Below are 19,445 nucleotides of genomic sequence, written 5' to 3'. Positions count from 1 at the left end.
GTGACTCAATTGCCGCAGCAAGACAATCGCAGCCTTGGCAAGAAAGCCTTCGTAGAGATACGGACCGGCATGCTCGCTGCTATCACGTTTTACTGTTGGCTAGCACTGTCACTGCTCTACTATGCTTTCGTCCACACGCCCGCCCCAATCAACATTGTCGTGAACCTTAGTGCAGGCTTGGTATGTACGTTGGCGCTTGCGGCAGTTTCGAGTGACCAACTGCTACTCAAGGTCTACCTGATAAGCTTTTCTCTAGCGACGGCGCTGGCGTCACTGCAGCTTTCGCGGGATCAGCCAGCCTTCACGCCAGACTTCATCCTGTTTCTGGTACTTCATATGTCCTTGCTGGGCCTGGCAATTGCAGCAGGTACGGCCGTCGTCACCCGACCCTTTCACGTCCACCGCAATGACAGCAATGCCATACTGAGCGTGTTGCTGCTGGCATTAATCGCTATCGCCGTCAGCGTTACCCTGATGAAAGGCGTCCGCCTGACTGGATTTCTTCAAGGCCTGAAAACGGACGGCGACCTCTATCGGGTGTCGGGACTCTCGGGCCTCCAGGGCGTACTGACCATTTTTCTGTTATGTTGCTTCACATCGATGGGCAAGCTGAGCCGCGTCGTGCTCGTTCTGGCGACCCTGGCAATTTCGATTGTGGACGTGAAACGCGGAGACTCCATACGCATCCTGACGTTTCTGTTCTTTTGCGCACTGATATTTGTTCATCGCTACGGCCTGCGTCGTCGATACCTAATTTTGTTAGTTGGCCTCGGGATCATAACGGCCATCGTATTTGTTATTGCAGGCGAGGTGCGGCAGAATTTATACTCCGCTGGTGTTTCGATCAGCAGCATCCTGAACTCCAGGATAAATATTTCTTCCGTAGATTGGTTGTACGGATATTTTGGAATAAATATTTCTGTTCTTCAGCGATATTTCGAATCCGCAACGACCGCTCCTGGATATTTTGCGCAATTGTTGCAGTTAACGTTTTCGTCATCCCCCGGTTCACTTGCCGAGACGATGTCCATTAACGGGTTCAATGCCGGAACGGCCTTCTCGACATTCGCGTCCGCAAACCAGATATTCCCCACTGCCGACTATTTTGTCTTCTGCGTCCTGATTGCCGCGATGGTGGCTTTGGCCAAGGCAAGTGGTTCGATTTCGTTGATGGCATTCCTGATGCTGCAGATATTTGGCTTCGTTTTTGGCAACCAGTTGATCCTGCCATACTATCTGATCGGATACTTTGCTGCTGGAGCGTATCTCATATCTGCAAACGCGACGGCAGAACCGCTGACGACGGTTGCAGGCAGGCACGGGCTGGCCTCCATGCCCCCGGGACAGATACACGGGATGCAGGCAGGCCAAAGACCAAATCGGATATGACGATACCCCAGCTCGATGACATACCAGGACGCAGCAAGCACTCTCGGTGCGGCGCGTCATATTTGGGCTTTCTGGATTGGCCAGTTTTGCGTAGAAAGCACTCGGAATCGACATCTTGGCGCTGGCAACTGCGCCGACGGACGAACAAAACGGGCCAGTCGACCTGCAGGGGTCGCAATCGACATTGTCGGCGCCGGTCTGGAATCGTGCAACGGACGGGCCGCGGCCCAATGTGGAAAGTAAGATCATAGAATGGCGACTATGAGTAAAAACGTTCACTGGTGCGCCAATTGCTTGTCTATGTCGACACGTCCGCGCATTAGCTTTGACGAGCGCGGCTGGTGCAACGCCTGTCAATGGACAGAAAAGAAGAAGACGCTCGACTGGGCCGCCCGTGAGCGCCAACTGGGTGCACTTCTTGACAAGCATCGTCGCGACGATGGCGAGTTTGACGTTCTGGTGCCGGTGAGTGGCGGCAAAGACGGATCGTATGTGAGCTATAATCTCAAGCACAAATATGGAATGAACCCACTTTGCGTGACTGTTACGCCGCCCTTGCCGCTGCCGCTTGGCGATCGAAACCTGCGCGCCTTCGTCGAATCCGGATACAATCACATCAGCATAAACGTTTCTTACGATGCGGTTCGCACACTTAATCGGCGCGGTCTGGTTGAGATGGGGTTTCCCTATTTCGGTTGGCTAACGGCCATGCAGGCGGCGCCGGTCCGCCTGGCTGCGCGCCTTGGCATCGGGCTTATCTTTTACGGCGAAGATGGTGAAGTTGAGTACGGCGGCTCCACTGAGACCGACAAAAACCCGATTTATGACGTCGCCTACATGAAGAGGGTGTATCTGGAAGGCGGGTACGAACGCGTCGTGGAAACAGCGGGCCTATCAGCGAGCGATCTGAATTTTTTCAAGTTTCCCACGACGGAAGAAATCGCGCGTACGCCCATAGAGATCACGCACTGGTCCTATTTTGAGAACTGGGATCCTTACCGCAACTATCTGGTCGCGAAGGAACAATGCGGCCTGCAGGAGGCGGAAAGTGCCGGCGCCGGCACTTTCACGAACTTTGCGCAGAACGACCAAGCGCTCTATGGGCTGCACACTTACCTGATGTACCTTAAATTCGGCTTCGGACGGGCCAACCAGGATGCGTCGATTGAAATTCGTCGTGGGGCGATGGACCGCGATCAGGCGGTGAATTTGGTGCGTTTGTATGACGGGCACTATCCTGAAGAGTTCATCGATATCTATCTCGACTATTACCAGATGACCCGCGAAGAGTTCGACGCAGCCCTTGATCACTGGGCCAACCGGGATCTGTTCGAGAAGGTGGACGGATACTGGCAGCCCTTGTTTACTGTCGCCTAAATGGGCAGGGCATGTGTCATTATCGACTACGGCATGGGCAACCTGCAATCGGTTGTGAATGCGCTGCGATATCTCGACGTCGACCCGATCGTTTCTAGCGATCCAAAGCTGGTTCGCGATGCGGACACGCTTTTGCTTCCTGGAGTGGGATCGTTCCGCAAGGCCATGGACGAGCTCAACGCCAGCGGTCTTGCCGAGGCGATACAGCATGCGGTGACGGTGCAGCACCATAAAATCCTGGGCATCTGCCTGGGCCAGCAACTTATGGCCGAATTCGGAACCGAGGACGGTGGGTGCAATGGCCTGGGATTGGTTCCAGGGGTGGTGGACCGCATATCCCAACCCAGCGGGGGCCAGATCAAGGTACCGCATGTGGGATTTAACCGGGTCTCCTTCGAGCCGGAAAGCCGGTTGTTTTACGGCTTCGAAGGGCCGGTAGACTGCTATTTCGTGCATTCCTACAGCTTAGGCGTGCAAGCCCGGCCCGGCCTTGCCGCGCTGTGTGACTACGGTGCACCATTCGTGGCCGCATATGAGAACGACAACCTGTACTGCACCCAGTTTCATCCAGAGAAAAGCCAGACCAACGGCCTAAGAATTCTCTCCAATTTTATCTCAGCGTGATCGCGTGCTAAAGAAGCGCATTATCTTCACACTTTTGTTCGACAACGGCAGCTTCATGTTGAGCCGCAACTTTCGACTTCAGAAAGTAGGGAATATCTCCTGGCTACAGAAGAACTACAACTTCTCCAATGTCGCGTTTTTCATTGATGAACTTGTCGTTCTCGATGTCAGCCGAGGTCAGCGCGACCTCGAGGCGTTTCTTGCTGCGCTGACCGAAATTTCGACCGGTTGTTTTGCGCCGATCGCTGCGGGTGGGGGTGTCGATAGCGTCGTCCACGCGAAGCAACTGCTGCGGGCCGGCGCGGACAAGGTCGTGCTCAATTCGGCACTGTTTGAGCAGCCACATCTGGTGCAGGAGATTGCGTCGGAGTTCGGCCAACAGTGCGTGGTTGGATCCGTCGATCTTAAGGCCAATGGTGGCGGGTACGATATCATGGTCAACAACGGCATGCGCAAACTCAACATGCCCCCGAGCGAGGCCTTGGCATGGCATATGCGGGGTGACGTCGGTGAAATCTATCTCAACTGCATAGATCGGGATGGGACGGGCCAGGGTTATGACCTCGACATCCTGGACATATTGCCCACTGACTGGAACCTGCCGGTGATCATCGCAGGCGGCGTCGGCAATGCGAAGCATTTCGCCGCGGGCCTTGCCGAGCCACGTATTGACGCAGTGGCGACTGCGCATCTGTTCAATTTCGTAGGCAATGGGCTGATGAACGCGCGGCGGGCCTTGGTGCGCGAGGGGCTGCATCTGGCCGAATGGCCGGACATCCGCGCAGTTGACCTTGGCCGAGCCGGGTGAAGTGATGACTTGCTCCCCCGTTCTGTATCGCACCTTTGTTGGGTACGCCCTGGGCCACCAGGCCACAGGAAGCGATCAGTGGAGCGACTGATGGGGCTTATTTCCCGGCTGCGGTTCTGGGCTACGACCAATCGAATTGGCCCCGATATTCCGCTCACCCACTGGATGCTGCATTTTCCCGGCCTTGGGCGCTGGCTTGCCACACGCAAGCTTGGTGGCTTTGGCAGGGACAGTGTGCTGCGGCCATTTTGCTATCTGGTCGAAACACGGCACATCGAGATCGGGGAGCGCGTCGTAATCCGCCCCAATACCATGCTGATGGCCGATAGCGACGCCCGCATAGTTATCGGAGATGACGTGCTGATTGGGGCAGGCGTCCACATATATGTGAACAACCACCGCTTTGACCGAGCCGATATGACGATCGTCGATCAAGGCTATTTCCCATCATCGGACGTAGTGATCGAGGACGATGTCTGGATTGGGGCCAATGCCATCCTGCTACCCGGCGTGAGGATCGGCAGGCATTCGGTTGTCGCCGCGGGCAGCGTCGTCACCAAGTCCGTCGATGCTCATTCTGTCTATGCCGGGGTGCCGGCCAAAAAGATCAAGAGCATCTGATGACGACACCTGAGGCAGATGCGAGGTGGCGCGGCCAGATTGAGGTGATTGCTCATCTTGACGACAACGGCGGTCTTGGTCACTTAGGCCTTTGTCATTCGTAGATGTCAGGCAACCGTCATGTCCCCAAGCTATGGCTCATTGCCCAATCTTGCCAGCACGCTTCTGGCGGCATCCCTTCTAACGACCATACTTCCACCTGGCTATCCGGCCTATATCGGCGCCTATTGCGCCCTGGCCGCAGCAGCAGCGGCCCTGCTTGTCTATGGCTGGTCAGAACGGATCACCTTTCGCCATCCCACCAGCCTTGCAATCGTCTCCAGCGTGGCGCTTGTCACCCTGACCGTGCCCTTCGGGCATCGCGGAGGGCAGGATATTCTCGCGCCCATCCTGATCCTACCGATGATTGTCACAATTGCGCTCGGAATGCTCGCCCGCCCCGCAACCTGGGTACCTAGTCCTACCAGCTTTGCGCTTCTGTGCCTTCTAGCCTCGCTCCTGGCTTTCTTGGGTGGAGTCTATGAGTTCTATGTCCTCGGTGTTTATCGACCCGGGCTAGGAAACAATCCTATCCACTATGCTTCGCTGGCGGCCATGGCGGGATGTCTTGCCATGGTGGGTGTTGCAGTCAGTGAATCACCGTGGCGCTACTGCTTTTTTCTTGGACCAGTTTTTGCGCTGGGCGCCGCCGGCATTGCCGATTCTCGTGGCCCGGTCGCCGGCGTATTGGTTATGACAGGTGTCGGTACGCTCGTTCTTTTGGTGTGGCTGTGGCGTGAAACCCTGTTTCGCGTGGCGGTACTTGCTTCCCTTGTCCTGGGCTCCACCGCCTTCGCTTATCTGGTTGGCAGCGGCAATACCCGTGTGGCGGGCCTTTTGCAGAGTGGATTGGACATTTTCCGTTTCACAGGCGGACCGGACGACATCCGTGCCGCCCTCTATACCTCCGCATTTGAAGCGCTCAGAACGTCACCGATCGTCGGCGTCGGCTTGGGCCAGATCATGGTCGCGGCCGAGACCAACTTTCCCGAACTTGTTCCCCAATATGGACTGGAAAATCTTCATGCCGATTGGGCTAACTTCGCGGCCATGGCTGGCGGTTTAGGGTTACTCGCCTGGCTGCTGCTGCTGGCCGCGCCAGTGTTGCTGCTGCTTGATGCCGGAGTACGGGAGCAGCGCCCCGTTGTCCTGGGGGCCATATTGCTGACTACAGGTCAGTTCGTATTGGGCGTCAGCAACACCACTTTTGGTATCCTGCCCCAGACTATGATCTATGCAGTGTCACTCGGCTATTTCCTGATTCAGGCACGGCAGGACCGCAGCGACATTGGCGGAGAACAGCGCTGATTTAGCCCAAAGGAAAACCCCAGCTAAGCGCTTGGCTTAACTGGGGTTTTTTGGTTGCGGGAGCAGGATTTGAACCTGCGACCTTCAGGTTATGAGCCTGACGAGCTACCGGGCTGCTCCATCCCGCGTCAATCAGTCGATAACAGTGCCGGTGGGGCCGTCATCACTGCGACCTCAGTCGCGACGTGAGGCGTATATAGGGGGTCGGGCGGCATAGCTCAACCCCTAAAGGGTCTTCCGTGACGCTTTTTTGACGGCGTGAAATTGTGCGTCGCAAGCCTGTCAATTTTGGCGGCATCGGCTAGTGTGCGCCGATCTTCCATACCAGTTGCCGAGATATCCGATGAAACTGAAGCCGCTTGGCCGCACTGACCTCGAGGTCACCGAAATCTGCCTGGGCACCATGACCTGGGGCAGCCAGAACACCGAGGCCGAAGGCCACGCCCAGATAGACATGGCACTCGAGGCCGGCCTCAATTTCATGGATACCGCCGAGATTTACGCCGTGCCGCGCAGCCCGCAGACCTCGGGCCGCACCGAGGAAATCATCGGCAACTGGTTCAAGCGGACCGGCAAACGCGACCAGTGGATCCTGGCCTCCAAGGTTGCCGGCGGGCCGGTGGATTTCATCCGCAATGGCACCCGCACCAGCGGCAAGACCCTGCGCCAGGCGTTCGAAGCCAGCCTCCGGCGGTTGCAGACCGACCGCATCGATCTCTACCAGATCCACTGGGCCGGCCGTGGCAGCTACAATTTCGAAGGCTCCTGGACCTACCAGCCACACAAACAGGACACGGCTGACACGCTGGCCAATATCGAGGACATGCTGGAAACGCTGGGCGCGCTCATCAAGGAGGGCAAGCTGCGCCATGCCGGCGTCTCCAACGAGACCACCTGGGGCATTGCCCAGTGGCTGCGCATTGCCGAACACAAGGGCCTGCCGCGCCTGGTCTCGGTGCAGAACGAATACAATCTGCTGCGCCGCCATTTCGATCTCGACCTGGCCGAACTCAGCCACCACGAGAAGGTGGGACTGCTCGCCTATTCGCCGCTGGCGGGAGGCCTGCTCACCGGCAAGTATTTCGACGGCCAGATGCCCAGGGGCAGCCGCGGCGACTACCAGAAGGGCTTCTGGCGGCTCAATGAACATTCCGAAGCCGCCGCCAAGGCCTATTTCGCTCTCGCTTCCCGCCATGGGCTCGACCCGGCGCAGATGGCCATCGCCTTCGCCCTGACCCGCCCATTCATGACCTCGGTCATCATCGGCGCAACCAGCACGGCCCAACTGGCCAATGCCATCGGCGCCCGCGACCTGGCGCTGTCGCCCGAACTGCTGGCCGAGATCGACGCCATCCACCGCCGCTATCCGCGGACGATCTGACAGGCACATGGCGCTCTGGCACTGCACCGACCACCACACCGGCCGTCACCCTCGGGCTTCGGCCCGAGGGCATTGTACTTTTCTTCGCCACGCCGAAGCGTAGACCCCTCGGGGCGAGCCCGAGGGTGACGATCGAGGGTGGGACGACGTCATCAGCCGTCCAACGGGGCGGGGCTATCGCGGGCGTCCGGCAGTGGGCTAAAACGAGACATCCGCATTCGAGGAACCCATCGTGTCGACGACGCTGATCTCCACTCTGTTCCCGCTCATCTGCTATTTCGCCTACAACATCATCGTGCCGCTGGTGGAGCGGCTGCGGCCGTCGCTGTCTTCGATCATGAACATGCAGCGCCGCCGCTGGGTGGGAAATGCCGCCCTGCGCGAATCGCCGTTCGACGCCATCCTCTCGGGCAATATCATGGGCTCGGTGAGCTTTCTCGCCTCCACCGCGGTCCTGCTGATCCTCGCCATCTTCGCGGTATTCGGCCAGGTGCCGGCGCTGATGAACACGCTCAATTCGCTGTCGCTCGGCCGGGTCTACACCACGCTTGACGTGCAACTGCACCTGGCGGTCATGCTGACCATGTTCGTGCTGGCCTTTTTCGCCTTCACCCTGTCGCTACGCCAGTTCAACCACTTCTGCATCATGCTGGGGGCGCTCGATCACGCCAGTCCGATTTCAGAGCCCGAGATCGAGGCCATCACCGCGATGAATGCGCTCGGCGCCCGCAACTTCAACAGCGGCGTCCGCGCCTATTACTTCTCGGTGGCCACGGTGGCCTGGTTCGTCTCCGAATGGCTGCCAATCGCGGCCTGTATCGTGACCATCCTGATCCTGGCGCATCGCGAGTTCTTTTCCTCGGCCCACCGCACCGCCGCCTCGGCCGCGATCATCGCGGCCCGGCGCCAGCAGGAAAAGCAAAGGTAGCCGCGCTACTTGGTCTTGGTCTTGCCGCCCCCCGGTGTCGTCGGCCCGGTCAGCCGCGCCAGGTTGTCGGCAGCGAGCTGGTAGCCCTGGTCCGCGGACTGCTGATAATAAGTGACGGCCGCGGACCGATCGGCCACCACGCCAAGGCCGTTCTCGTAGATATGGCCCAGATTGTTGAGCGCTATGGGCTGGCCGCTATCGGCCGCCAATTGCGTCCATTTGAGCGCCTCGGCATAGTCGACCTCAGTGCCCAGGCCGTCGAGATAGAGCAGGCCCAGATTGACCGCGGCGCGCATTTCTCCGCCTTCGGCCGCTTCGCGGTAGAGCTCCAGCGCCCGCGCATAGTCCTGCGTCACGCCGTTGCCGTCCTCATAGAGCAGCGCCAGGTTATGCTTGGCCAGCGCCAGGCCCTGGTCGGCGGCCTGCTGGTAGAGCGCGGCCGCGGCGGCGGCATCGGCTTCGACACCCACGCCATTTTCGAGCAGGAAGGCCAGATTGTTCTGCCCATACATGTCGCCCTGGTCGGCGGCGAGCCGATAGAGTTCGGCGGCGCGCGCCGGATCGGCCTTCTGGCCGCGTCCGTCCTGCAACAGCTTTCCCAGGCCGACCTGGCCGGACACATCGCCCTGCGCTGCCGCCAGCTCGAACCAGGCGGCAGCCGCCACATAGTCGCGCGGCACGCCCAGCCCTTCCTGATACATCAGCCCCAGATTGGATTGGCCCCTGCTCATGCCCTGCTCGGCAGCCGCGCGATACCAGCGCGCCGCCTGCGTATAATCCTGCGCCAGCCCCTCGCCGAAATCGTAGGAAAGGCCCAGGCTGTTCTGCGCCAGCGCGAAACCGGCCTCGGCGCCCTGCGTCAAGAGCCGCGCCCCGCGCTCCATGTCCACATCGACACCATCGCCGGTGGTCAGCATGTCGCCATAAATGGCCAGGGCCACCACATTGCCGGCCGCGGCAGCCTCTTCGAGCAAGGGCACGGCCCGCTCGGTGTCGCCGGCGGCATAGTAGACCCGCGCCAGCCAACCCTTGACCTGGCTGGAGCCGGGCTCTTCCGACAGCGCGTCGGTGCAGGCCACGACAGCAGCATCGGTATCGATCTCCCAGCTTTCGCGGCCGATGCTTTCGAACCCGGTCTCGAACTGGCTGGCCGCAGCGGCCGCACAAGCATCGAAAGCCGGCCCGGCCAGCGCTGCCGAAGCCACAAGGCCTGCCGGCACCACCCCTGCCAGCAGCAGGATGCGCCGAAAGCGTCTCAATCCGGTCATGAGCCTGTCTCCTCCGCCCCAGCCCGCAGCGCCACTCTATCCGAGCCGGGCCATGGAGCAAGCCGGCCGTGGTACGGGACGCCGTCGCAGGAAGCCGGCCACACATTCCGTTAGGAATGCGACATTATCTGACATTGACATTCACCTAATCCGGTCGCTTTATGCGGGCCAGCAAGCTCCATCCGACCCCGTCGCGCCACCATGCTCGTCTGCCAGTGCAACATGATTACCAGCCAGGAGATCGAGGATATCGTCCTCGATCTGCTCCGCGCCGATCCCTGGCAACTGGTGGTTCCGGCCAAGGTCTATTCGGAACTCAATCGCCGCGCCAAATGCGGCGGCTGCGTGCCGAATGTGGTGGACATTATCGTTCGCGTCACCGAAAACTACCACAGCCAGCAAGCCCAACAGTCAGGCGAAGTCCTCTCGCTTCCGACTGGGCTCGAAAAGCTCAAGCAGCAACGGAGTGGAGTACGTCGTGAAAGGCGAAGCACAAGTCATCGAGCGGCTTAACGAAGCCCTCTTTCTCGAACTCGGTGCAGTCAATCAGTATTGGGTTCATTTTCGTCTTCTCGACGATTGGGGCTACAAGAAGCTGGCCTCCAAGGAACGCGCTGAATCCATTGAAGAAATGCACCACGCCGATCGTCTGATCGAGCGCATTATTTTCCTCGAAGGCCATCCCAACCTGCAGCGCGTCGCGCCGCTGCGAATCGGCCAGACCATCAAGGAAGTGCTCGAGGCCGATCTCGCCGGCGAATACGACGCCCGCGCCGCCTACAAGGCCAGCCGCGAGCTGTGCGAACAGCTTGGCGACTATGTTTCCAAGAACCTGTTCGAGGCGCTGCTGACCGACGAGGAAGGCCATATCGACTTCCTCGAAACCCAGCTCGAACTGCTCGACAAGATCGGCGTCGAAAAGTACGGCCAGCTCAATTCTGCCTCCGCCGACGAAGCCGAATAGGCCGCAGATATCGGCACCTTTGCGAACCATCAGTCCCCGTCATCACCCGGCTTGTCCGGGTGATCCATCGTCCGGGCGCGGGGAGAGATGCCCACGCGACAGGAGCACAGCATGACCTGGCATACCGGCCGCCTTATCGACCATGTCCACTTGCGCGCCCGGAACTATCTGGCCACCCGCTATTTCTATGAAAAGGTGCTGGCCGTGCTCGGCGTCAGGATCGAGCATGCTGGCGAAGGCTGGTTCCAGGTCGACGAGCTTTTCGTCGATGCCGCCGATGCCCGCACCGTGCCGACCCATATTCACCTGGCCTTCCAGGCCCAGAGCCGCGACATGGTCGATGCCTTCCATCAGGCCGCTCTCGCCGCCGGCGGCACGGACAATGGCAGACCCGGCGAGCGCCACTACCATCCCGGCTATTACGGCGCCTTCGTGCTCGATCCCGACGGCAACAATATCGAGGCCGTCTATCACGGCCCGGTTCGCCGCTCCGCCGACTCCGTCAGGCTCGATCCAGGCTAGCATGAAACTCAAACCACCCGGTCGGGTCCGCTGCCCTTGCAGGACTTTCCTCTGCTCTCGGCACCCCACCCCTGTCGTCATTGCCCGGCGCGTCCGGGCAATCCATGGTTCCGCTCTCTGAGGCATGGATCACCCGGACAAGCCGGCTGATGACGCCGAAGAGATCGTGGCCACAATAAACGCAGCCCTTACGATCCTTCCGGCCACGGCACGACGCTCACTTCCGGCCACTCGGACTTGATCCGCTCGCCCTTCTTCTCATGCGTCAGTCGGTTGTCGGCTGCGGGATTGGGCGCCACGCGAAAGGCAAACATGTCTTCGAGACCGAATGGCGCATCGATCGTCAGGCCCCCATCAGCCTCCAGGCGCGCCGCCACGGCGTGGGTTTTCGAGGCGTAGCGCAACAGGCTCTCACGCGCCGACGCCAGGGGCGCGAACGGAAAACCGAATTTCTGCTCGAACCACAGATGCACCCGGGCCTGGTTGCGGGGCTGCACCGGAACCGGCAACCCATCCAGTGCCTGCTCGATGGCCTTGATGACCCGGTCCTCCGCCTCCCACGACAGGTCCGCGTCGAAATAGATAACGTCGATATCGTTGACGCCATGCAGTGCCGGCCGGTCTGTCAGGCTGTTCCACACGCAATTGTAGATGGCCCCGGACACCAGCCAGGCCTCGGGAATATCAAGGGCCCTGATCGTATCGAGCACGCGCATCAGCGTCGGTTCAGCCCTGATAATGGCCTCGAGCGCATCACGCTGCGTCTGCTCGGTCGCGCCGGAGAATCGGAGATGGTCGCTCATAGCACGAGGCTAGCGCCATCCCCGACGCTGTCCAGCCAGCACACACCAATGACGCCGTGGACGAACCCTAGTTCTCGATCGGCTGGAACATCGCATTCATTTGATCGATGATCTGTTCCATCGGCGCGATGGAATCGGGCAGTTGCTCGGGCGCCACCGCCACATAGGGCACCCCGCTCGGGAAGGCGCCGAACATCTGGAAAAACGCCACCATGTCGTCGAGAACAGGCATGCGCCAGCGCCATAGGGCGCCCATGGCGATGACCGGCTCCATATGCCCGAAGCCCTCGTAGTAGCGCGTGGTGACCCAGACGCCGTTGTCCTTGAGCTTCTGTGCGAACCGTTCGGTATTCTGCATCCGCACGATCGGGTCGGTGGTGCCGGTCGCCAGATACATCGGCGGCGTTTCCGAGGTCACCAGGTTGATCGGCTGCGTGCCCCGCGGATTGGGCGCGGCACCAAAGGCGTTCTGCACCTCGCCATATTCGAACGGATAGAAATCATATGGTCCCGACAGGGCCGCCACACCCAGGATCGGCATGGTCACCCCGTATTCCCGCAGAAACGAGGGGTCCATGGCCAGCATCACTGCATTATAGGCGCCGGCCGAATGACCAGCGAGGAACAGCCGCGTGGGATCCCCACCATAGGAGGCAATATTGTCCTGCACCCAGCGCAGCGCATTGGCACTGTCTTCGAGGAACCCCGGATAGGTCACCTCCGGCACGAGACGATAATCGGCGATCACCACGACGAAGCCGCGCGAGGCCAGCGCCCGGCCGACAAACTGGTAGTCGCTGCGCTCGCCGCGGTTCCAGCCGCCGCCATAGATGAAGAACACCACCGGCGCTGAGCCGCCGCGGGCCTCGGGTGCATAGACATCGAGCTTGTGCCGCGGCCCATCGGCATAGGCGATGCCGTCGCCGGCCTTGACCGTGCCGCCATCCATCGCCGCCGGCAGGTTGAACGGATCCATGACCGACAGTGCAAAGGCCTGAAGTGGCAGGATAAATAGCAGAAAAAGCACCAGCAGGGCGCGGCGAAACGGCATGATCATTGGCTACCAGAGGCATCGGGAGACCGCCCGCATAGGCGGCAAAGCCGGGGATATTGTGGCGGTGGGGAAATGGGCGAGGGCAGGCGCCTCAACGATTGGAGACTGCCTGCCCTCTACTTAAGCGCGTTAACTTTGGGCCGAATTCGCTAACAGACTGTTAACGTTTGAGCGCGTCCAGGAGCCTCCCGGAGATGTGACCATCTGCCGGCAAGCCGGCCCGCGCCTGGTAAGCCAATACCGCCGCGCGCGTGCGCGGCCCCAGCACACCGTCGGCTGCGCCGGCGTCGAAACCGGCCCGACCCAGCAGCGTCTGCAGCTCCGCGCGCTGCGCCTTGGTCAGCGCATAATCGCCTGCCGGCCACGGCGTGGCGAAATCGCCGCCGCCGATAATGCGATCGGCCAGGTGCCCAACGGCCAAAGCATAGCTGTCCGAATTGTTGTAGCGCTTGATCACATCGAAATTGGGCAGCAGCAGGAAAGCCGGGCCGCCGGCGCCGGCCGGCATATAGAGCCGCCCGACATCGCCCGGCCGCGGAAAGGCGCGGCCCGAAACCCGCCTTATGCCCATGGCCTGCCACTGGCTGAGCGGCGCCTTGCCGGCCTGCCGCGCCGCTGCGAAATCGAAGCCGCTCGGCAGCTTGACCTCATAGCCCCAGGTCTCCCCATCCCGCCAGCCGAAGCTGTGGAGATAGTTGGCGGTCGAGCCCAGAGCGTCCTGCACCGAATTCCAGATATCCTTGCGCCCGTCGCCATTATAGTCGACCGCATAGCGCATGAAGCTCGACGGCATGAACTGGGTATGGCCCATGGCGCCAGCCCATGACCCCGTCATGTTACCGGCGCTTACATGCCCATCCGAAACGATGCGCAGGGCTGTCAGCAGCTCGTCGCGGAAATAGTCGGGGCGATAGCCGCCCTCGGTCAGCGTCGCCAGCGCGTGGATGGTGTTTTCGCCGCCCATGAAGCCGCCGAAATTGGTTTCCATGCCCCAGATGGCCAGCACGATTTCGGGCTGTACGCCCCAGCGCTGCTCGCTGCCGGTCAGCGTCTGGTTCCATTCGGCGCGCATCGCCTGACCCTTCTTCGCCTGCGCCGCCGTCACCCTCTTGTCGAGATACTGCTGCACGGTCTGCGAAAATTCCGGCTGCTTTCGGGTCAGCTCCATGATCTTGGGGATGTAGCTATAGCCCGAGAATGCCGCTTCGAAGGCCGAGCGGCTGACGCCGCGCGCCTCGGCCTGCGGCCACAGCCGCCGCACGAAATCGGCGCTGTTGGCCAGAGCCGGCGCAACGAGGGAAAGGCTCAGCGCGGCGGCAAGAGCCAGCGCCGGAAGACGACGAAAACGGGCAAAAATCCTGCCATTGGACAGCAACATGACGGGCCTCGTGATACGCAAAGACAAGAAGTCACGACTGCGCCACCTGTGCCGCAACTGGCGCGTATCACTATTTTAACCCACCAAATTAAGATCGGCTTAAGGCAAAGTGCCCGGCCGATCACGATGCGTTCAGGGCTTGCCTTCCTGCCTGTCCGGCCTTGGAGGCAGGACACGGCCCGAAGCCCGCGCCTCCCCGCCCTGCACATAGGTCACATGCGGATAGGGGATCTCGATATTGCGTTCGGCGAAGATGGCTTTCAGCACTTCGTTATAGGCCCGCCCCACGCCCCAATGCTTGCCCGGCAGCGTCTTGATACGCGCACGAACCGTCACGGACGAAGGCGCAAAGCCGGTCACGCCGTGCATGTCCAGATCATCGATGATGCTGTCCTTGTGCTCGGTCTGCATGAGCGCGTCGAACGCATCCTGCATGGCCTGCTTCACCTGCGCGATATCGCTGTCATAGGCGACACCGATCTCGGCCACATGGAACGAGAAACCACGCATCATGTTGGAGACCTGGTCGACCGACGAGAACGGGATGAGATGCACCGTGCCGCCAAGGTCGCGAATGGTCACCGAGCGGATGGTGAGTTTTTCGACGACGCCGGACGTGGTGCCCACCGCCACCACGTCGCCCTCGTTCATCACATTCTCGAACTGGATGAAGATGCCGGTGATGATATCCTGCACCAGCTTCTGCGCACCGAAACCGATGGCGAGGCCGATCACCCCGGCGCCGGCCAGGAGCGGGGCGATATTGACCCCGATCTGCGCCAGCGCCAGCATCAGCCCGAACACCACCAGGGCGATGGTAAAGGCGTTCTTGAACAGGTTCAGCAGCGTCTTCTCGCGCGCCGTCGGCACTTTGCCAACGCTGGTATTGAGGCGGTATTCGACCCACGATGCCACCACCACATGCAGCACGATACAGGCCAGCACGATCAGCGCCGCCGAAATCACCGAACCGGCCACCTGCTGCCCGGCCTCGCTGCCGAGCCAGCCGACGAAGTCGAACAGGGCCCAGGCCTGGGCGATAGCCGCCACGACGCCGGCAATCACCACCCAGCGCACTACTTCCATCACCGTGGGCACGAAGGCGCGCAATCGCGCTTCCAGCAGCGGCAGCCGCTGCTTGATATCGCCCGGCAGGCGCAGGCCGGCGCTGACGAAGCGCGAGATGAAACCGACAATCACCACCCCGATCAGGATCGCCACCAGCGATTGCACCGTGGCGCCCAGCATGAAGGGCAGCGCCTCATCAGGGTTGGCGAACCACACCACCAGCAGCGTCGCCAGATAGATGATGGCCAGCATGTGCCAATAGCGCCCGAGCAGGATCAGCAATTGCCCGGTGCCGTCATGGCCGCGCCGGGTCGCGATCCCGGCCAGCCATGTCCGCACGTCGTCCTTGTTCTGCAGCACGACGATGATGCCGATGGTCACGGCGGTCGCCATGACCAGCACCTGCACCGCCGATGCCGCGCCGGCAGACAGGTTGGTCGCCAAGAGCGGCGTCACGAACAGGAATGTATAGCCGAGCAGCGAAATGATCCGCCCGATCCAGAATGACCAATAGCCGGCATTGTCGTCACTGACCGGGATCAGCCGCAGCGGCTCGAAGCGCGGCGACAGGATGACGCGCACCGCCAGCTTGCTGAGTTCGACCAGCAGGAACGCATTGAGCAGCAGCGACTGGTTGATGCCCATCTGCCCCGTGGTCTGCCCCACCAGCGCCAGGGCCACCACATAGCCCACCGCCCAGGCCAGCAGCACTGAACCGAAATCCACCAGCGCCGCCGCCAGCGCCCCCAATATGCGCGACATCCAGCCTCGCCCGGCCACCCGCTGGGCGACGCGACCCCTGGCCCAGGTGACGACAATCCGGATGATCAGAAAGCTCGCAAGCAGGCCGGCAGCCACCAGCAGGACACCGACCGCCACATCCCAGAAGGCTTCGAGATCCGCCTCCAGTGCCCCGCTCAGCCCCTGCTGCAGGTCGACGAACACCCCGGCCAGCGAGCGCAGGGTCGCCGAGGCCCCTTCGGCGACGGTCTTGGTATACTCGGCCAGTTGGCGGACGATATTGAGGTCGGGCGCGGTCTCCACCGGCGCCGTGGCCTCCGTCCCACTCTGCCTCAGCCGCTCGATCAACGCCGCCCGCGTGTCGTCATTCTCGATAATGCGGATCAGTTCGTCGATTCCCGCATCGCTGCTCGTCGACGTTTCGGGGGTGATCCCCGGAACCTGCGCCATGACGGCGACGGGGGAGAGCACGAACAGCAGCAGCAGGAGCAGATGGCGCATTGGACAATATCCGGCAAATTCGGCGAAACAGGTGGCAGGCTTACGTGGCTGTCGAATGTGGATACGCTGGGGCGCCCGGATGGTTCAATCGCAACACGCCCCTTATGCCCGCGAATGGAGCACGAAATGAGCCTGCACGACATCCCCGAGCCCTTCATCGACGACGATCTCGTCCTCTTTGAGCGCGACGGCACCCCGCCTTTGCCAGCGACGGCCCGCATCGGTCAGGTCACCCATGACGGCGCCACGATACGATTTGCCAGCATAGGCGCGGGACGGCCGGTCATCCTGTTGCATGGCGGGCTGGGCCATGGCGGCAACTGGAGCCACCAGGTTCCCGCGCTGGCCGCGGCTGGCTATCACGCCGTGCTCATCGACAGCCGCGGCCATGGCCGCAGCACGCGCGACAACCGTCCCTATAGCTATGAGCTCATGGGCAAGGATGCCCTGGCCGTCATGGATGCCCTCTCCATCGCCAGCGCCAGCTTCGTGGGCTGGAGCGACGGCGCCTGCACCGCCCTGATCCTGGGTGCCACCTATCCCGAGCGCGTCGATGGCGTGCTCTATTTCGCCTGCAACATGGATCCGGGCGGCGCCCTGGCCTTCGTGCCCACACCGACCGTCGATCGCTGCTTCTCCCGCCACAAGCAGGACTATGCGGCGCTCTCCGCCACCCCCGATGATTTCGACGCCTTCGTCGAGGCGGTGGGCCTGATGCAGCGCACCCAGCCGAACTACACACCGGCACAACTGGCCGCGATCACCGTGCCGGTCACTGTCCTTCACAGCGAGGGCGATGAATTCATCACCCCCGAACACGCCCGCTACCTGGCCGACACCATTCCCGGCGCCACGCTGACCATCATGGCTGGCGTGACCCATTTCGCCCCGCTGCAACGCCCGGCGCTCTTCAATGCGGCGATGCTGGAGGCGCTGGCCCGTTTCGCGGGGTAACCGTCCGCAGGGCCTTGAGGAAGTCACTCATCTCGCCGGCGCTGCCATTGCCGGCTCGCTCGAGCGTTTCCAGGGTCCAGCCCGCGGCCGGCGCCAGCCGGGCTGCCAGCACGGCTCGCCGCCGCGCCAATGGCGGCGTCAGCGGCAGGCCGATGGCCGCAGCCAGCAGGGCCCGCCAATGCTGCACCCTTCGCGCCAGAGCGAAGGCCCGGAACATCGCCCTGCCGCCATCGGCGCAATCGCGCCAGGAGCGCCCGCCGAAGAGGTCCTGCGTCACCAATTGCCCGGCGCCCTGGCAGTCATAGGTGACGCAGCCGGCATAGCCGCTGGCCGCGCGCTTCGCATGGATCATGCAGCGGTCCGCCTGGCTCAGGTGCCGACATGGCTCGCCCGCCGCCTTGTCCGCGGTAAAGAGCACCGAGCGGTCGAAGGCCAGCGCAATGCAGCACAGGCCGGCGCAGCGCCCGCAATCGGCGCGCAGCGACGCATCCTCGTCCATGATGGGATTCCCCGCTTTGATGATCGGCAATCGGCGCCGGGCCAAAAGCAAAAACCCCTCACCGTTTCCGGTGAGGGGTTTGCAATTTCATTTCGACATCTAAAGAGATCATACGTTTTTGGCAGACCTTGCAGCGACCTACTCTCCCAAGCCTTGAGACTTAGTACCATTGGCGCAGAGGAATTTGACGGTCGAGTTCGGGATGGGATCGGGTCTTGGGCTCCTCGCAAAAACCACAAGGTCAGCGAAAAACGTATGAGTGAATTCTGGTTTGTTATTCGGACATTGCTTTCCCATGCAAGAAGCAATGTCTGGTGTATTTCTGAACCGATCGTATTTCACAGTCTATGCGGACATAGATTAATGAGAACGATCAAGCCAATCGAGCTATTAGTACCGGTAAGCTTCACATATTGCTACGCTTCCACACCCGGCCTATCGACGTGGTGGTCTTCCACGGCTCTCAAGGGAATACTAGTTTTGAAGGAGGCTTCCTGCTTAGATGCTTTCAGCAGTTATCCCGTCCGAACTTAGCTACCCTGCAATGCGGCTGGCGCCACAACAGGTCCACCAGAGGTTCGTCCAACCCGGTCCTCTCGTACTAGGGTCAGCTCTTCTCAATATTCCTACACCCACGGCAGATAGGGACCGAACTGTCTCACGACGTTCTAAACCCAGCTCACGTACCACTTTAAATGGCGAACAGCCATACCCTTGGGACCTGCTCCAGCCCCAGGATGTGATGAGCCGACATCGAGGTGCCAAACAATGCCGTCGATATGGACTCTTGGGCATTATCAGCCTGTTATCCCCAGCGTACCTTTTATTCGTTGAGCGATGGCCCTTCCACGCGGGACCACCGGATCACTATGACCGACTTTCGTCTCTGCTCGACTTGTCAGTCTCGCAGTCAGGCAGGCTTATGCCATTGCACTCAGCGGACGATTTCCGACCGTCCTGAGCCCACCATCGCGCGCCTCCGTTACTCTTTGGGAGGCGACCGCCCCAGTCAAACTACCCACCATACGCTGTCCCGGACACTGTTATGCCGCGGTTAGACATCTATGACGATAAGGGTGGTATCTCATCTTGCGGCTCCACAGAAACTAGCGTCCCTGCTTCAAAGCCTACCACCTATCCTGCACATGCCGACACAAATGCCAGCGTAAAGCTATAGTAAAGGTGCATGGGGTCTTTCCGTCTGACCGCAGGAACCCC

18 protein-coding genes, 1 tRNA gene and 2 rRNA genes (1 of these 21 cut by a window edge) are annotated in these 19,445 nt (G+C 61.0%); 12 read left to right on the top strand and 9 right to left on the bottom strand.

From position 1 onward, the window contains the following. The first annotated feature begins 9 nt into the window (after nt 1-9). From ASD80_RS02230 to ASD80_RS02205, 6 genes are all read left to right on the top strand, one after another. Nucleotides 10-1,389: a hypothetical protein gene (locus ASD80_RS02230; protein ID WP_156460291.1), complete on the top strand. Its 1,380-nt coding sequence runs from the start codon at nt 10-12 to the stop codon at nt 1,387-1,389. Nucleotides 1,390-1,650: 261 nt separating this feature from the next. After that, nucleotides 1,651-2,766 carry an N-acetyl sugar amidotransferase gene (locus ASD80_RS02225; protein WP_056228589.1) on the top strand — a complete coding sequence of 372 codons (1,116 nt, stop codon included), beginning with the start codon at nt 1,651-1,653 and terminating at the stop codon, nt 2,764-2,766. After that, the gene (gene hisH, locus ASD80_RS02220) at nt 2,767-3,390 is read left to right on the top strand and encodes an imidazole glycerol phosphate synthase subunit HisH (protein WP_056228357.1); all 624 of its coding nucleotides are present in this window, start codon (nt 2,767-2,769) and stop codon (nt 3,388-3,390) included. 4 nt (nt 3,391-3,394) lie between these two features. Continuing rightward, nucleotides 3,395-4,198, top strand: coding sequence for a HisA/HisF-related TIM barrel protein (locus ASD80_RS02215; RefSeq protein WP_082554996.1), 804 nt, complete (start codon nt 3,395-3,397; stop codon nt 4,196-4,198). A gap of 90 nt (nt 4,199-4,288) precedes the next feature. Further along, nucleotides 4,289-4,819 (top strand): acyltransferase, encoded by a 531-nt coding sequence (locus ASD80_RS19165; RefSeq protein ID WP_056228354.1) that lies wholly within the window; start codon nt 4,289-4,291, stop codon nt 4,817-4,819. Nucleotides 4,820-4,939: 120 nt separating this feature from the next. Beyond that, on the top strand, nt 4,940-6,166 hold the full coding sequence (locus ASD80_RS02205) for an O-antigen ligase family protein (protein ID WP_082554995.1): 1,227 nt from the start codon (nt 4,940-4,942) through the stop codon (nt 6,164-6,166). A gap of 51 nt (nt 6,167-6,217) precedes the next feature. On the opposite strand, the gene ASD80_RS02200 is transcribed toward ASD80_RS02205, so the two are convergent. After that, nucleotides 6,218-6,294 (bottom strand) — tRNA-Met (locus tag ASD80_RS02200). A gap of 215 nt (nt 6,295-6,509) precedes the next feature. On the opposite strand from ASD80_RS02200, the gene ASD80_RS02195 reads away from it, so the two are divergent. Together ASD80_RS02195 and ASD80_RS02190 are read left to right on the top strand one after the other, a co-directional pair. Then, nucleotides 6,510-7,547 (top strand): aldo/keto reductase, encoded by a 1,038-nt coding sequence (locus tag ASD80_RS02195; protein WP_056228349.1) that lies wholly within the window; start codon nt 6,510-6,512, stop codon nt 7,545-7,547. A 232-nt stretch (nt 7,548-7,779) separates the two neighbouring features. Further along, on the top strand, nt 7,780-8,475 hold the full coding sequence (locus tag ASD80_RS02190) for a DUF599 domain-containing protein (RefSeq protein WP_244488915.1): 696 nt from the start codon (nt 7,780-7,782) through the stop codon (nt 8,473-8,475). Between the two features lie 5 nt (nt 8,476-8,480). Here the strand turns inward: ASD80_RS02190 and ASD80_RS02185 are convergent, their stop codons facing one another. Further along, nucleotides 8,481-9,743 carry a tetratricopeptide repeat protein gene (locus ASD80_RS02185; protein WP_082554993.1) on the bottom strand — a complete coding sequence of 421 codons (1,263 nt, stop codon included), beginning with the start codon at nt 9,741-9,743 and terminating at the stop codon, nt 8,481-8,483. A gap of 201 nt (nt 9,744-9,944) precedes the next feature. On the opposite strand from ASD80_RS02185, the gene ASD80_RS18410 reads away from it, so the two are divergent. The 3 genes from ASD80_RS18410 to ASD80_RS02170 all read left to right on the top strand — a co-directional run bounded on the left by ASD80_RS18410 (nt 9,945) and on the right by ASD80_RS02170 (nt 11,229). After that, complete coding sequence (locus ASD80_RS18410; RefSeq protein WP_082554992.1) at nt 9,945-10,256, top strand: (2Fe-2S)-binding protein; 312 nt, start codon at nt 9,945-9,947, stop codon at nt 10,254-10,256. Continuing rightward, the gene (gene bfr, locus ASD80_RS02175) at nt 10,222-10,707 is read left to right on the top strand and encodes a bacterioferritin (protein WP_046135692.1); all 486 of its coding nucleotides are present in this window, start codon (nt 10,222-10,224) and stop codon (nt 10,705-10,707) included. The genes ASD80_RS18410 and bfr overlap by 35 nt, the downstream gene beginning before the upstream one ends. Before the next feature lie 111 nt (nt 10,708-10,818). Next, nucleotides 10,819-11,229 (top strand): VOC family protein, encoded by a 411-nt coding sequence (locus ASD80_RS02170; RefSeq protein WP_056228342.1) that lies wholly within the window; start codon nt 10,819-10,821, stop codon nt 11,227-11,229. A 188-nt stretch (nt 11,230-11,417) separates the two neighbouring features. Here ASD80_RS02170 and ASD80_RS02165 read toward each other — a convergent pair whose 3' ends face one another. From ASD80_RS02165 to ASD80_RS02150, 4 genes are all read right to left on the bottom strand, one after another. Next, nucleotides 11,418-12,032 (bottom strand): nucleotidyltransferase family protein, encoded by a 615-nt coding sequence (locus ASD80_RS02165; protein WP_056228339.1) that lies wholly within the window; start codon nt 12,030-12,032, stop codon nt 11,418-11,420. A gap of 67 nt (nt 12,033-12,099) precedes the next feature. Continuing rightward, on the bottom strand, nt 12,100-13,089 hold the full coding sequence (locus ASD80_RS02160; protein WP_244488913.1) for an alpha/beta hydrolase: 990 nt from the start codon (nt 13,087-13,089) through the stop codon (nt 12,100-12,102). A 157-nt stretch (nt 13,090-13,246) separates the two neighbouring features. Beyond that, nucleotides 13,247-14,464 carry a lytic murein transglycosylase gene (locus ASD80_RS02155; RefSeq protein WP_056228336.1) on the bottom strand — a complete coding sequence of 406 codons (1,218 nt, stop codon included), beginning with the start codon at nt 14,462-14,464 and terminating at the stop codon, nt 13,247-13,249. 132 nt (nt 14,465-14,596) lie between these two features. Then, nucleotides 14,597-16,774, bottom strand: coding sequence for a mechanosensitive ion channel domain-containing protein (locus ASD80_RS02150; RefSeq protein WP_056228333.1), 2,178 nt, complete (start codon nt 16,772-16,774; stop codon nt 14,597-14,599). 126 nt (nt 16,775-16,900) lie between these two features. On the opposite strand from ASD80_RS02150, the gene ASD80_RS02145 reads away from it, so the two are divergent. Next, complete coding sequence (locus ASD80_RS02145; RefSeq protein WP_056228588.1) at nt 16,901-17,728, top strand: alpha/beta fold hydrolase; 828 nt, start codon at nt 16,901-16,903, stop codon at nt 17,726-17,728. Here the strand turns inward: ASD80_RS02145 and ASD80_RS02140 are convergent. From ASD80_RS02140 to ASD80_RS02130, 3 genes are all read right to left on the bottom strand, one after another. Continuing rightward, the gene (locus ASD80_RS02140) at nt 17,685-18,227 is read right to left on the bottom strand and encodes a hypothetical protein (protein WP_156460290.1); all 543 of its coding nucleotides are present in this window, start codon (nt 18,225-18,227) and stop codon (nt 17,685-17,687) included. The two genes, ASD80_RS02145 and ASD80_RS02140, sit on opposite strands and share 44 nt — an antisense overlap. 125 nt (nt 18,228-18,352) lie before the next feature. Next, nucleotides 18,353-18,468, bottom strand: a 5S ribosomal RNA gene (gene rrf, locus ASD80_RS02135). 128 nt (nt 18,469-18,596) lie between these two features. Next, nucleotides 18,597-19,445 (bottom strand): 23S ribosomal RNA (locus ASD80_RS02130) (it continues 1,874 nt past the right edge of the window).

This window comes from Devosia sp. Root635 (genome assembly GCF_001427605.1).
In the GTDB taxonomy this organism is placed as follows: Bacteria; Pseudomonadota; Alphaproteobacteria; order Rhizobiales; family Devosiaceae; genus Devosia.
The sequence above is the reverse complement of the archived record's forward strand: the minus strand, read 5'-3'. Positions and strand labels throughout refer to the sequence as shown.